General features: G+C 73.5%; 15 protein-coding genes. 8 read left to right on the top strand and 7 right to left on the bottom strand.

What is annotated here, in order from left to right; translation table 11 throughout:
• The first annotated feature begins 30 nt into the window (after positions 1-30).
• Positions 31-732 carry a DUF1707 domain-containing protein gene (locus ACF1AK_RS26880; protein WP_391501461.1) on the top strand — a complete coding sequence of 234 codons (702 nt, stop codon included), beginning with the start codon at positions 31-33 and terminating at the stop codon, positions 730-732.
• A 379-nt stretch (positions 733-1111) separates the two neighbouring features.
• Entirely contained in the window at positions 1112-1450 is a 339-nt protein-coding gene (locus tag ACF1AK_RS26875) for a WhiB family transcriptional regulator (protein WP_391501460.1), read from the top strand.
• A 151-nt stretch (positions 1451-1601) separates the two neighbouring features.
• On the opposite strand, the gene glpX is transcribed toward ACF1AK_RS26875, so the two are convergent.
• Complete coding sequence (gene glpX, locus ACF1AK_RS26870) at positions 1602-2642, bottom strand: class II fructose-bisphosphatase (RefSeq protein WP_391501389.1); 1041 nt, start codon at positions 2640-2642, stop codon at positions 1602-1604.
• Positions 2643-2839: 197 nt separating this feature from the next.
• Here glpX and ACF1AK_RS26865 point away from each other — a divergent pair, with 197 nt between their 5' ends.
• The gene (locus ACF1AK_RS26865; protein ID WP_391501388.1) at positions 2840-3394 is read left to right on the top strand and encodes a DUF4245 domain-containing protein; all 555 of its coding nucleotides are present in this window, start codon (positions 2840-2842) and stop codon (positions 3392-3394) included.
• 132 nt (positions 3395-3526) lie between these two features.
• Here ACF1AK_RS26865 and ACF1AK_RS26860 read toward each other — a convergent pair whose 3' ends face one another.
• From ACF1AK_RS26860 to ACF1AK_RS26845, 4 genes are all read right to left on the bottom strand, one after another.
• Positions 3527-4126, bottom strand: coding sequence for a malonic semialdehyde reductase (locus tag ACF1AK_RS26860; protein WP_391501387.1), 600 nt, complete (start codon positions 4124-4126; stop codon positions 3527-3529).
• Between the two features lie 151 nt (positions 4127-4277).
• Complete coding sequence (locus ACF1AK_RS26855; protein WP_391501386.1) at positions 4278-4538, bottom strand: exodeoxyribonuclease VII small subunit; 261 nt, start codon at positions 4536-4538, stop codon at positions 4278-4280.
• Positions 4539-4612: 74 nt separating this feature from the next.
• On the bottom strand, positions 4613-5824 hold the full coding sequence (gene xseA / locus ACF1AK_RS26850; protein WP_391501385.1) for an exodeoxyribonuclease VII large subunit: 1212 nt from the start codon (positions 5822-5824) through the stop codon (positions 4613-4615).
• A gap of 10 nt (positions 5825-5834) precedes the next feature.
• Positions 5835-7196, bottom strand: a complete 1362-nt coding sequence (locus ACF1AK_RS26845) for an APC family permease (RefSeq protein ID WP_391501384.1) — start codon at positions 7194-7196, stop codon at positions 5835-5837.
• 87 nt (positions 7197-7283) lie between these two features.
• On the opposite strand from ACF1AK_RS26845, the gene ACF1AK_RS26840 reads away from it, so the two are divergent.
• Both ACF1AK_RS26840 and ppgK read left to right on the top strand, forming a co-directional pair.
• Complete coding sequence (locus ACF1AK_RS26840) at positions 7284-8261, top strand: 4-hydroxy-3-methylbut-2-enyl diphosphate reductase (RefSeq protein WP_380287013.1); 978 nt, start codon at positions 7284-7286, stop codon at positions 8259-8261.
• Positions 8262-8415: 154 nt separating this feature from the next.
• Positions 8416-9162: a polyphosphate--glucose phosphotransferase gene (ppgK, locus tag ACF1AK_RS26835; protein WP_391501383.1), complete on the top strand. Its 747-nt coding sequence runs from the start codon at positions 8416-8418 to the stop codon at positions 9160-9162.
• 68 nt (positions 9163-9230) lie between these two features.
• Here the strand turns inward: ppgK and ACF1AK_RS26830 are convergent, their stop codons facing one another.
• A complete protein-coding gene (locus tag ACF1AK_RS26830) occupies positions 9231-9671 on the bottom strand; it encodes a DUF6542 domain-containing protein (protein WP_391501382.1) in 441 nt (146 codons plus the stop codon).
• A 527-nt stretch (positions 9672-10198) separates the two neighbouring features.
• Here ACF1AK_RS26830 and ychF point away from each other — a divergent pair.
• The 3 genes from ychF to ACF1AK_RS26815 all read left to right on the top strand — a co-directional run bounded on the left by ychF (position 10199) and on the right by ACF1AK_RS26815 (position 12006).
• Positions 10199-11272, top strand: a complete 1074-nt coding sequence (ychF, locus tag ACF1AK_RS26825) for a redox-regulated ATPase YchF (protein ID WP_391501381.1) — start codon at positions 10199-10201, stop codon at positions 11270-11272.
• A 201-nt stretch (positions 11273-11473) separates the two neighbouring features.
• Positions 11474-11755, top strand: coding sequence for a type II toxin-antitoxin system Phd/YefM family antitoxin (locus tag ACF1AK_RS26820; RefSeq protein ID WP_188309614.1), 282 nt, complete (start codon positions 11474-11476; stop codon positions 11753-11755).
• Complete coding sequence (locus tag ACF1AK_RS26815) at positions 11752-12006, top strand: Txe/YoeB family addiction module toxin (protein WP_391501380.1); 255 nt, start codon at positions 11752-11754, stop codon at positions 12004-12006. The genes ACF1AK_RS26820 and ACF1AK_RS26815 overlap by 4 nt, the downstream gene beginning before the upstream one ends.
• Before the next feature lie 107 nt (positions 12007-12113).
• Here ACF1AK_RS26815 and ACF1AK_RS26810 read toward each other — a convergent pair whose 3' ends face one another.
• Positions 12114-12392, bottom strand: a complete 279-nt coding sequence (locus tag ACF1AK_RS26810; RefSeq protein WP_391501379.1) for a peptidoglycan-binding protein — start codon at positions 12390-12392, stop codon at positions 12114-12116.
• Positions 12393-12465: the final 73 nt, after the last annotated feature.

The following is a 12465-nucleotide window of genomic DNA, read 5'->3' as shown; positions in this document are numbered from 1 at the left end:
ATGGACGATCAGGGGCAGCGGCCCGTACCGATGACCAAGCCCGCGGCGGCGCCGCCCGCGCGGGCCGCGCACGCCCCGGTGGCGGAGGCCGAGATGCGGGCCTCGGACGCCGACCGCGAACGGGTGGCGGAGCTGCTGCGCGACGCCTACGCCGAGGGGCGGCTGGACGTCGAGGAGCACGCCGAGCGGATCGAGGCGGCCTACGCGGCCAAGACCCTGGGCGACCTCGTGCCGCTGACCCGGGACCTCCCGGCGCACCGCGAGGTCTCCTTCGAGAAGCCGCCGCTGGGCGGCCCGGAGCAGGCGGCCGGCCCGCGGCCGCAGGGACCGGTGCGGCTGCCGGCCCGCAACGAGGCGCCGACCATGCTGGCGGTGTTCGGCGGCTCCTCCCGCAAGGGCCGGTGGCGGGTGGGTTCCCACCTGCGGGCCGTGGCGATCTTCGGCGGGGTGGAGATCGACCTGACCGACGCGGTCTTCGAGTCGCCCGAGGTGGTGATCGACGTGGTGGCGATCTTCGGCGGGGTGGAGGTCAAGGTGCCGGAGAACGTCAGCCTGCACGGCGGCGGCGTCGGCATCTTCGGCGGCTTCGACGTCAAGGAGCAGACCGCGGCCGACCCGTACGCGCCGGTGGTGCGGGTGAAGGGCACCGCCGTGTTCGGCGGGTGCGAGGCCAAGCCGCGCCGGGGCAAGAAGCTCAAGGAGTGGGTGCGCAAGCAGCTCGGCGCCGACTGAGTCACGCGGCGCGGGAGGGGCCCGGTGCCCGGTCGGAGGCAACTCCCGGCCGGGCACTCGTCGTTGCGGCGGGTGCAGCCTGTAGTCGTTTGCGTGCAGTGTGCATGAATCCCGCGGGCGCGGGGTAGTTCCTCTGGCACATCGCTTCTTGTACGGCTGCGTACCGGAGGCGGCCTGAGGCCGGCCCGGGGGTGTGAACGGGGGCCCGCAGCTGGGCAGGGGAGCGAGCTTCCCCGTGTCCGAGAGCCTCGTCAGGAGTACGGCCGTGCTGCATCCGATCGAGTCCCGCACCACCTCGTCCGCCGCCACCGCGCCGGCTGCCCCGTCGCCGGTCGCGCGGCCGTCCGCCGCGGCCTCGCCGGTGCTCGCGGCCCAGCTGATGGAGCGGCGCCCGGCCCCGCAGCCGGCGGGCGAGGACAACCCGTGGCACACCGCCGCGGCCTGTCGGCGGGACGAGGTGGGTCTGTTCTTCGCGCCGTCCAAGGAGCCGACCGCGGCCCGGCTGTCGCGCGAGGAGCAGGCGAAGCAGGTGTGCGCCCGGTGCCCGGTGCTGCTGGACTGCCGGGAGCACGCGCTGGCGCAGCCGGAGCCGTACGGGGTCTGGGGCGGGCTGACGGCGGCCGAGCGCCGGGTGGTGCTGGCGCGCCGCCGCCGTCGCGACGTCGAGCTGCGCGAGGCGGCCCGGGTGCCGGGGGCGCGCGGACTGATCGCCGGGTGACCCCGGGGCCGCCCGGCGGAGGACGTCCCCGGGAAAGACGCGCCGGCGGAAGGCGCGCCGGAAGACACGCCGCCGGAAGAAGCACCGCCGGTGGACGCACCGCGGTCCCGGCGAAGGGGGATTTCGCCGGGACCGCGGACCGTGGGGTGCGTCAGTTGGCGCGGTCGAAGTCGATCGCGCTGTAGGCCCGCAGCTTGGACAGCTTGTGGGTGGAGTGGATCTCCCGGATGGTGCCGCTCTTGGAGCGCATCACCAGCGAGCTGGTGGTGGCGGTCTCCTGGCGGTAGTGCACGCCGCGCAGCAGCTCGCCGTCGGTGATGCCGGTGGCGACGAAGAACACGTTCTCGCCGCTGACCAGGTCGTCGGTGGAGAGCACCCGGTCGAGGTCGTGCCCGGCGTCCAGCGCCTTCTGGCGCTCGGCGTCGTCCTTGGGCCAGAGCCGGCCCTGGATCACGCCGCCCATGCACTTCATCGCGCAGGCGGCGATGATGCCCTCGGGGGTGCCGCCGACGCCCATCAGCAGGTCGACGCCGGTGCCCTCGCGGGCGGCCATGATGGCGCCGGCGACGTCGCCGTCGGAGATGTACTTGATCCGGGCGCCCGCCTCGCGGATCTCCTGGATCAGGCCCTGGTGGCGCGGGCGGTCGAGGACGACCACGGTGACGTCCTCGACGGCGATGCCCTTGGCCTTGGCGACCCGGCGGATGTTGACGGCCGGCGGCGCGGTGATGTCGACGAAGTCGGCGGCCTCCGGGCCGGCGACCAGCTTGTCCATGTAGAACACGGCGCTCGGGTCGAACATGGTGCCGCGGTCGGCGACGGCCAGGACGGCGACCGCGTTGTTCATGCCCTTGGCGGTGAGGGTGGTGCCGTCGACCGGGTCCACCGCGACATCGCACTCGGCGCCGGTGCCGTCGCCGACCCGTTCGCCGTTGTAGAGCATCGGGGCCTCGTCCTTCTCGCCCTCGCCGATGACGACGATGCCGTTCATCGAGACGGTGGAGACGAGGGTGCGCATGGCCCGGACGGCCGCGCCGTCGGCGCCGTTCTTGTCGCCGCGGCCGACCCAGCGGCCCGCCGCGAGCGCTGCGGCCTCGGTGACCCGGACGAGTTCGAGCGCGAGGTTCCGGTCGGGAGCCTCCGGCGCGACCTCCAGGGCGCTGGGCAGGTGGTGCGGGTACTGCGTGGTCATCGTCGTTACCTCTCTGTACGCGACGGCCAGTGAGCGCCCGACTACTGCCTGGTCGAACGCCGTGGTGAGGGTGTTGCGATCGTATCTGCCCCCGGCAGGGGTGTCTGTGGCGCGGTCCCCCCGCGGGGGCGGCGGGGGCGGGTCCGGCCCCCGTTCACCCGGACGCGGAGACCCCGGGTGCGGGGGTGCGCGCCGCCATGAGTCACCATGTGGGGGTGGCTGGAGAGAGCAAGGGCATGAGGGGCCGGCAGACCGTACGGGACATGATCCTGTCGATGCTGGCCGTCGGCGTCGTGGTCTGGGTCGGGTACCTGTTCCTGCCGCACGACGCGGACGGCGACGGGGTCCGTACGGTGGAGTACTCGGTGGCCGCGGCCTCGGCGAAGCGGGCCGCGCCGTATCCGCTGCTCTCCCCGGAGGGCCTGCCGGCGCAGTGGCGGGCCACCTCGGTGACCTACAACCCGGCGGCGATGAGCGGGGGCAAGGGCAATGCCTGGCACCTGGGCTTCGTCACCCCCTCCGGCCAGTACGCGGCCGTGGAGCAGAGCGACGCCAAGCCCGAGGACGTGCTCAAGGCGGCGGTGGCCGACGGCAAGCCGGACGGCACCGCGGAGGTCGCCGGGCAGACCTGGGAGCGGGTGCAGGGGCCCAAGGCGCGGGCGCTCACCGTGCAGTCCGGCGGTGCGACGACCGTGCTGACCGGCACCGCCACCTACGAGGAGCTGGCCGAGCTGGCGCAGGCGCTGAAGTAGTCCGGGTCCCGCCCCGGGAGCGGAGGCCTCCGCTCCCGGGGCGGCCCGCGCAGGGCGCACGCGAAGGGCGCACGCGAAGGGCCCCGCACACCACGTGTGCGGGGCCCTGCGCGCTGTCCGTCCGGGTCGGGATCAGACGGTGGTGACGACCTCGTCGTAGGCCAGTCGCGGGGAGCGCGGGTACCAGGCGTTCTCGCCCGGCTTGCCGATGTTGACCACGGCCAGCACGGAGTGCTCGCCGTCGCCGAAGAACTCCTTGTTGATGCCCTCGGCGTCGTAGCCGGTCATCGGGCCGGCGGCCAGGCCGGCGGCGCGCACGCCGATGATGAAGTAGCCGGCCTGCAGGGCGCCGTTCATCGCGGCCGAGGACTCGCGGACCGGGCGCTCGGCGAAGAAGTCCTTGGCGCCGGGGAAGTGCGGGAAGACGGTCGGCAGCTCCTCGTGGAACTCGTTGTCCACGGCCAGGATGGCGGTCAGCGGGGCGGCGGCGGTCTTGGCCTTGTTGCCCTCGCCGAGGTGCTGGACCAGGCGCTCGCGGGCCTCGGCCGAGCGGACCAGGACGACGCGCAGCGGCTGCTGGTTCATCGCGGTCGGGCCGAACTTCACCAGCTCGTAGATCGCCTGGACCTGCTCGTCGGTGACCGGCTCGTCGGTGAAGGTGTTGGCGGTGCGGGCCTCACGGAACAGCAGGTCCTGGGCGGCGGCGTCGAGAACCAGGGCGTCGGTGGTCATGTCTTTGCACCTCAAGGGAGGAATGGAGAACGGTGGGGTCCGTTTGTCGGAACGACCGGCCGGGGCCGGTCACCAGGTCCCAACATGGATGAACCTTCAACTGTTCCCTCGGCCGGATGTGACCTGTGTCACGCCCGGCGCCCGCCCCGGATCAGCCCTGCGGCGGGCCCGCCTCCTCGGCGGCCAGCGCCGCGTCCAGCCGTTCCCGCGCGCCGTCCAGCCAGCGCTGGCAGACCTTCGCCAACTGCTCGCCGCGCTCCCACAGCGCCAGCGACTCCTCCAGCGAGGTACCGCCGTTCTCCAGCTGCCGGACCACCTCCAGCAGCGCGTCCCGGGCGTGCTCGTAGCCCAGCGCGTCGTCCGCGGTCGGGGTCCGCACGGCGGCCGCCGCGTCCTGCTCCTGATCTGCCATGCCAGCCAGCGTAGGGGGCCGGACCGACAGCGCGGACCGGCGGCCCGGTGCGCCGCCGCCCGGCCGCCCGCCGCTCAGCCGCCCGCCACCGTGACGTCGAAGCCGCCGCCCGCCACCCGGGCGTGCAGCGCCTCGCCGGGCGCGGCCTGCGCCGGATCGGTCACCACCGTGCCGTCGCCCCGCTGCAGCACCGCGTAGCCGCGCTCCAGGGTGGCCGCCGGGGAGAGCGCCACCACCCGGGCCAGGGTGTGCCCGAGGTCGCTCTGCGCGTGGTCCAGCCGGTGGCGCAGGGTGCGCCGGGCCCGCTCCAGCAGCCCGTCCACCTCCTGCCCCCGCCCGTCCAGCATCCGCTGCGGGGCGGCCAGCACCGGGCGGCTGCGCACTCCGTCCAGGCCGTGCTGCTCGCGCTCCACCCGGGCCAGCACGTGCCGCCGGGCCCGGTCGCGCAGCTGGCGGACCTTGGCCAGCTCCTCGCCGACATCCGGAACCACCCGTTTGGCGGCATCGGTCGGCGTGGAGGCGCGCAGGTCGGCGACGAAGTCCAGCAGCGGCTGGTCCGGCTCGTGGCCGATCGCGCTCACCACCGGCGTCCGGGCGGCCGCGACCAGCCGCACCAGGCCCTCGTCCGAGAACGGCAGCAGGTCCTCGACGCTGCCGCCGCCCCGGGCCACCACGATCACGTCCACCTCGGGGTGCTCGTCCAGCTCCCGGACGGCCGCGCTCACCCGCTCCACCGCGCTGACGCCCTGCACCGGCACGTTGCGGATCTCGAAGCGGACGGCGGGCCAGCGCCGCCGGGCGTTCTCCAGGACGTCCCGCTCGGCCGCCGAGCCCCGGCCGGTGACCAGGCCCACGCACTGCGGCAGGAACGGCAGCGGCTTCTTGCGGTCCGCGGCGAACAGGCCCTCGCCGGCCAGCCGCCGCTTCAGCTGCTCCAGCCGGGCCAGCAGCTCGCCCAGCCCGACCAGCCGGATCTCGGCGGCCCGCAGCGAGAGCTGGCCGCGCGCCGCGTACCACTCCGGCTTGGCGTGCACGATCACCCGCGAGCCCTCCTGCACCGCGTCCGCGACCTGGTCGAAGACGGAGCGGAAGCACGTCACGGTGAGCGAGACGTCGGCCTGCGGGTCGCGCAGCGTCAGGAACACCACGCCCGCTCCCGGCCGCCGGCTGAGCTGGGTGATCTGCCCCTCCACCCAGACCGCGCCGAGCCGGTCGATCCAGCCCCCGATCAGCGCGGAGACCTTGCCGACCGGGAGCGGTGCTTCGGGAGAGCTGGGGTTGGCCATGCGTACGAGGCTATCGGCGTCCGCCGACAGCGGAAGCCCGCCGCCCGAGCAGCACCAGCAGCCCCACCGCCAGCCAGACCAGGCCCACCACCTGCGCGGTGCCCGAGGCCTCGGCCACCACCGCGCCGATCACCGCCACGCCCAGCACCGGCACCAGCACGTCCGCCACCCGGTTGCGGGAGCGGTGCCGCACCGCGTACCAGCCCACCACCGAGGCGTGCAGCAGGGTGAACGCGGTGAGCGCGCCGATGTTCACCACCGAGGTCAGCCGGTCGAGACCGTCGTCCCGGTTCGCCGCCCAGACCGCCGCCGCCAGGGTGACCGCCGCCGCCACCAGGAGCGCCCGCCGGGGCACCGCCGAGCCCGGGTCGACCGTGCCCAGCGAGCGCGGCAGCCGCCCGTCCCGGCCCATCGCGAACAGCAGCCGCCCGGCCGCCGCCTGCCCGGCCAGGGCCGCGAACGCCGCGCCGACCGCCTTGCTCGCCGCGACCAGCACGTGCAGCCAGTGCCCGACCGAGGCCTCCACCGTGTCGTAGAACGCCGAGCCCTGCGACGCCGGGTCCGCCGCCAGCTGCTGCGGGGTGAGCGGCTCCAGCAGCGCCGCCAGATACGTCTGCGCCACGAACAGCACGCCGGACAGCGCCAGGCACCACAGCACCGCCCGGGCCACCGCCGCCGAGGCGCCGACCGCCTCCTCCACGAAGCCCGCGATCGCGTCGAAGCCCAGGTAGGACAGCACCGCCACGGAGACCGCCGAGAGCACCGCGGTCGTCGAGAAGCCGCCGACCGCGGCGAACGGGCTCGCCCAGGCGCGCCGCGCGTCACCCTGCGCCAGCACCACCACGGCCGCGGCCACGAACACCACCAGCACCGCGAGCTCCATCGCCAGCACCGCGAAGCCCACCACGGCCGCCGTCCGCACCCCGGCCAGGTTCAGCGCGGTGGTCAGCACCACCGCGAGCGCCGTCCACACCCAGCGCGAGACGTCCGGCACCAGCGAGTTGAGCGCGATGCCGGAGAACAGGTAGGCGACCGCCGGGATCAGCAGGTAGTCGAGCATCGCCATCCAGCCGGCGACGAACCCGGCCGCGTCGCCCAGCCCGGCCCGGGCGTAGGCGTACACCGAGCCGGTCTGCGGCACCGCCCGCACCATCCGGGCGTACGAGACGGCGGTGAACCCCATCGCCACGGTGGCCACCAGGTAGACCGTGGCGACCGCCCCGTGGCTCTTGGCGTCGAGCACCCCGAACACCCCCACCGGGGCCATCGGGGCGATGAACAGCAGCCCGTACACCATCAGGTCGCGCACGCCCAGGCTGCGCCGCAGCCCACCCCGCCGGTCCCGGCCGCCCGGCTCGACTCGCTCGCTCATAGCTTCCACATTTGAGCACCCGTGACCGCTTCCGGCCGGAACGCGGCTCACGTCGGCGCGGCCGCGCCGCGCCCGTACGATGGAGCCATGTCCTCCAACACCGCGCAGCGCCGTGTCCTGCTCGCCGCCCCCCGAGGCTACTGCGCGGGCGTCGACCGCGCCGTGATCGCCGTGGAGAAGGCCTTGGAGCAGTACGGGGCCCCCATCTACGTCCGCAAGCAGATCGTCCACAACAAGTACGTGGTGCAGACCCTGGAGAAGAAGGGCGCGATCTTCGTCGACGAGACGGAGGAGGTGCCCGAGGGCTCGATCGTGGTCTTCTCGGCCCACGGCGTCGCGCCCTCGGTGCACGACGAGGCCCGGGCCGGCAAGCTCGCCACCGTCGACGCCACCTGCCCGCTGGTGACCAAGGTGCACAAGGAGGCCGTGCGCTTCGCCGACGAGGGCTTCGACATCCTGCTGGTGGGCCACGAGGGCCACGAGGAGGTCATCGGCACGATGGGCGAGGCCCCGGACCGGATCCACCTGGTGGACGGTGCCGAGGACGTCGCCAACGTGCAGGTCCGGGACGAGTCCAAGGTCGTCTGGCTCTCCCAGACCACGCTCTCGGTGGACGAGACCATGGCCACCGTCGGCGAGCTCAAGAAGCGCTTCCCGCTGCTGGTCAGCCCGCCCAGCGACGACATCTGCTACGCGACCCAGAACCGCCAGGTCGCCGTCAAGCAGATGGCCCCGGAGACCGACCTGCTGATCGTGGTCGGCTCGAAGAACTCCTCCAACTCCGTGCGCCTGGTCGAGGTCGGCCTGGAGTACGGCGCCAAGGCCGCCCACCTGGTGGACTTCGCCGAGGAGATCCGGGAGGAGTGGCTGGAGGGCGTGACCACGGTCGGCCTGACCAGCGGCGCCTCGGTGCCGGAGATCCTGGTCGAGGGCGTGCTGGAGTGGCTGGCCGCGCGCGGCTACGACGAGGTCTCGGTCGTCAAGACGGCCGAGGAGCACCTGACCTTCTCGCTGCCCAAGGAGCTCCGCCGCGACCTGCGGGCCGAGGCGGCGGGCAAGCTGTAGGAACGCCCGGCGGGCGTCCGGCGCCGGACCCGGTGGCCCCTCGGGGGCCGCCGGGTCCTCCGCTGTGCGCGGCCGGGCGGCTTCTCGTAGGTTCGGTGCAGGGGCAGGCTCTGTGCACAGGCCTGTGGACAACTTTCGGCGGAGGGCGGTCGTCATGACGGCGGTATTCGGTGTGGACATCGGCGGGTCGGGCATCAAGGGGGCCCCCGTCGACCTCGCCCGGGGCGTGCTCGCCCAGGAGCGGCACAAGGTCCTCACCCCGCAGCCCTCCGCCCCGGAGGCCGTGGTCGCCGCCGTCCGCGAGGTGGTCCGCCACTTCGACCACCGGGGCCCGGTGGGCCTGACCTTCCCCGGCGTGGTCGTCGACGGGCGCACCACGACCGCCGCCAACGTCGACAAGGGCTGGGTCGGCCTGGACGCCGCCGGCCTCTTCCGCGAGGCGCTGGACCTGCCGGCCGTGGTGCTCAACGACGCCGACGCGGCCGGCCTCGCCGAGACCGCCCACGGGGCCGGGCGCGGGCAGGCGGGCGTGGTGCTGGTCCTCACCTTCGGCACCGGCATCGGCAGCGCCCTGTTCGTGGACGGCGTGCTGGTGCCCAACACCGAGCTGGGCCACCTGGAGCTGCGCGGCAAGGACGCCGAACGGCGGGCCTCCTCGGCGGCCAAGGAGCGGCACGGGCTGAGCTGGCCGCAGTGGGCCGAGCGGGTGGACGAGTACCTGGACCTGGTGGAGAAGCTGTTCTCGCCGCAGCTGATCGTGATCGGCGGCGGGGTGAGCCGCAAGCACGAGAAGTTCCTGCCGCTGCTGCGCGAGCGCGGGGCGCGGGTCGTCCCGGCGGAACTGCGCAACGACGCCGGCATCGTCGGCGCGGCCATGGCGGCGGCCCGCGCCGGCGTCTGAGCCGCTCGGGCGGTCCTCCGCGCGCGCCGGATCCACCGGCCGGCGCCGGATCCACCGCGCGCGGAGGATCAGCGCGCGCGGTGGATGCGGCGCTGGGCGACGAACCGGGCCAGCACGATCGCGGCGGCCAGCCCGGTGCCCGTGAACAGCCAGCCGGAACGGGTGGCCAGGTTGGTCGCCAGCGCCACCAGCTGCGCCGTCACCCCGGTGGAGGTGACCGGCCCGAACAGCAGCAGCGCGGCGGCGAAGGCGATCGGCCCGCTGATCGGCGCGGCCAGCAGGTCCGCGTACCGGACCCGGACCGCCAGCTGGAAGCAGACCAGCAGGTAGCCGGCGCCGAACAGGATCCCGATCCCGCCGAAGGCCAGCCGGTCCAGGCCCGCCACCGCCAGCGTCGCCACCAGGGCGGCCACTCCGGTGCCGACCGCGGTCAGCCGGGCCGGCCGACCGGTGCGCCGCCGCCCGTAGAGCCGCCCGGCGATCCGGGGCCGGTCCGGGGGGCCGGACACGGGGCGTAGCCGGGACCCGGGGCCGGCGCCCCGCCCCGCGGCCCTGCCCGGGGCCTTCCCGGCGGTCCTCCCCCGGCCCTTCCCGGCCGGGGCGGGCGGTTCCCCCGTGCTCTCGCGGGCCCGGCCCGGCCCGGGGACGGCGGCCCCGGCCGCGCCGTTCGGCGGTCGGCGTCTGGGCCCTGGCGGCTGGGTACGGATGCTCTGCTCCACCCACCCAACGTACGGTCCGATCATCGCCACACTGTGTAATGGGCTGTCGGGGCTTGGTCCGTGTCCCCGGACGGAGCATTGGTGTGACCGCCGCTCAACTGCCCGGGGGGAAGCGATGACCAGCGGCTTCTCGGTCGAACACCTGCGCCGCGCCCGGCCGGCCTCCGGCAGGGCCCGTCCGGGTTTGCCGGCGGACGGCACGGCGTTCCCGGCCCCGCCGCCGGGGCGGCGGACGCCCGACCCGCTGCCCGTAGACTGGGGGATCGGTCCGGTGGACGGGCCGGCCCATCTCCTCCAAGCCCACGGGACTGCGCTTCATGTCGCTCACGATCGGAATCGTCGGCCTGCCGAACGTCGGCAAGTCGACCCTGTTCAACGCCCTGACCAAGAACGACGTGCTGGCGGCCAACTACCCGTTCGCCACCATCGAGCCCAACGTCGGCGTCGTCGGCGTCCCGGACGAGCGGCTGGACAAGCTCGCCGAGATCTTCGGCTCGCAGCGCATCCTCCCGGCCACCGTTGACTTCGTCGACATCGCGGGCATCGTGCGCGGCGCCAGCGAGGGCGAGGGCCTGGGCAACAAGTTCCTCGCGAACATCCGCGAGTCGGACGCCATCTGCCAGGTCGTGCGCGCCTTCACCGACCCCGACGTGGTCCACGTGGACGGCAAGGTGTCCCCGAAGGACGACATCGAGACCATCCACACCGAGCTGATCCTGGCCGACCTCCAGACCATCGAGAAGGTCCTGCCCCGGCTCCAGAAGGAGGCGCGCCTCAAGAAGGACACCGCCCCCGTCCTGGCCGCCGCCGAGGCCGCCCAGGCGATCCTGGAGACCGGCAAGACCCTCTTCGAGGCCGGCTTCGACACCGCCCCGATCCGCGAGCTGCACCTGCTGACCGCCAAGCCCTTCCTCTACGTTTTCAACGTGGACGAGGACGAGCTGGGCGACGAGGACTTCAAGCAGGCCCAGCGCGAGCTGGTCGCCCCGGCCGAGGCGATCTTCCTCAACGCCAAGATCGAGTCCGAGCTGATCGAGCTGGAGGACGCCGAGGCCCTGGAGCTCCTCCAGTCCATGGGCCAGGACGAGCCCGGCCTCGCCACCCTCGCCCGCGTCGGCTTCGACACCCTCGGCCTGCAGACCTACCTCACCGCCGGCCCCAAGGAAGCCCGCGCCTGGACCATCAAGAAGGGCGCCACCGCCCCCGAGGCCGCCGGTGTGATCCACACCGACTTCCAGAAGGGCTTCATCAAGGCCGAGGTCATCTCCTTCGCCGACCTCGTCGAGACCGGCTCCCTCACCGAGGCCCGCGCCAAGGGCAAGGCCCGTATCGAGGGCAAGGACTACGTCATGCAGGACGGCGACGTCGTGGAGTTCCGCTTCAACGTGTGATCGCGCCGCTGCCGCTGCGTGGCATCCGATGCCGTACGTGCGCAGGCCGGAGAGGGCCGGACTCCGTGGAGTCCGGCCCTCTTCTCGTTTCCGTGCGGACGCGGTGCCGACCCGCGGGAGTCCGTACCGGCCGGCGAGCCACCCGGAACCCTCGCCCGAGTGGTACGTTATCCCGTACCACTCGCCGAAGGGGGTACGGCCATGTCCATCACCGCGAGCGAGGCCCGCAGGGATCTCTTCCCGTTGATCAAGAAGGTCAACGAGGATCACGACGCCATCGAGATCGTGTCCAAGCACGGAAATGCCGTGCTCGTCTCCGCCGAGGATTACGCCTCGTTGCGCGAGGGTTCCTATCTCCTGCGTTCGCCGGCGAACGCGCGTCGCCTGCTGAAGGCGTACGACAACGCGCTGAACGGCACAGGGCTCTCCGAGCGCACGCTCATCGACCCCGACTCGGCTGATGCCGGGCGGGGTGTCGAGTGAGGCTCGTCTTCGAAGAGCAGGGCTGGGAGGACTACACGTCCTGGCTCAAGAGCGATCGCAAGATGCTCGCGAGGATCAACAAGCTCATCGAGGACGTCCTGCGCGATCCGTTCACCGGGATCGGCAAGCCCGAGCCGCTGAAGTACCACCTGCCCGGGGCCTGGTCGCGGCGGATCGATGACGAGCATCGCCTCGTCTACCTGGTCACCGACCGGGAGATCGTCGTTCTGGCCGCCCGCTACCACTACTGACGCCGGGCGGTGCGGTCGAGGAGCCGGCCAGGAGGCCGTCCGGCTCGCGCGGGAGCGCGGTCGGGCGGCCTCCCGGCTTGTCCGGGGTCTTCGGGGAGAGGGGGTGGTCAGCAGGCGAAGCCGGGGGAGTTGGCGAAGAAGGTCAGGAAGGACCAGGTCTGGGCGCCGATGACGCCGTCCACGGTGATCTTGGCGCACGACTGGAAGCGTCTCGTCGCGGCGTCGGTGACGGGGCCGAAGACGCCGTCGACGAGGAGGGCCTCCCCGGTGAGGGAGGCGTTGAGGTAGCACTGGGCCTGTTTCACGGCGTCGCCCGAGGATCCCTTCTTGACCGTCGGGCGGGCGGTGGTGAAGTTGCAGGCCTGGGTGGGCGGAGTGGTGGTCACCTCGGGACTCCTTTGCGATCACACCCGATCGGGGGCGAACGGCCGGCCGGTCCGCGCCCTTCCAGCGAAGCAC

This window comes from Kitasatospora sp. NPDC015120 (genome assembly GCF_043080305.1).
Taxonomy (GTDB): Bacteria; Actinomycetota; Actinomycetes; order Streptomycetales; family Streptomycetaceae; genus Kitasatospora.
The sequence above is the reverse complement of the archived record's forward strand: the minus strand, read 5'-3'. Positions and strand labels throughout refer to the sequence as shown.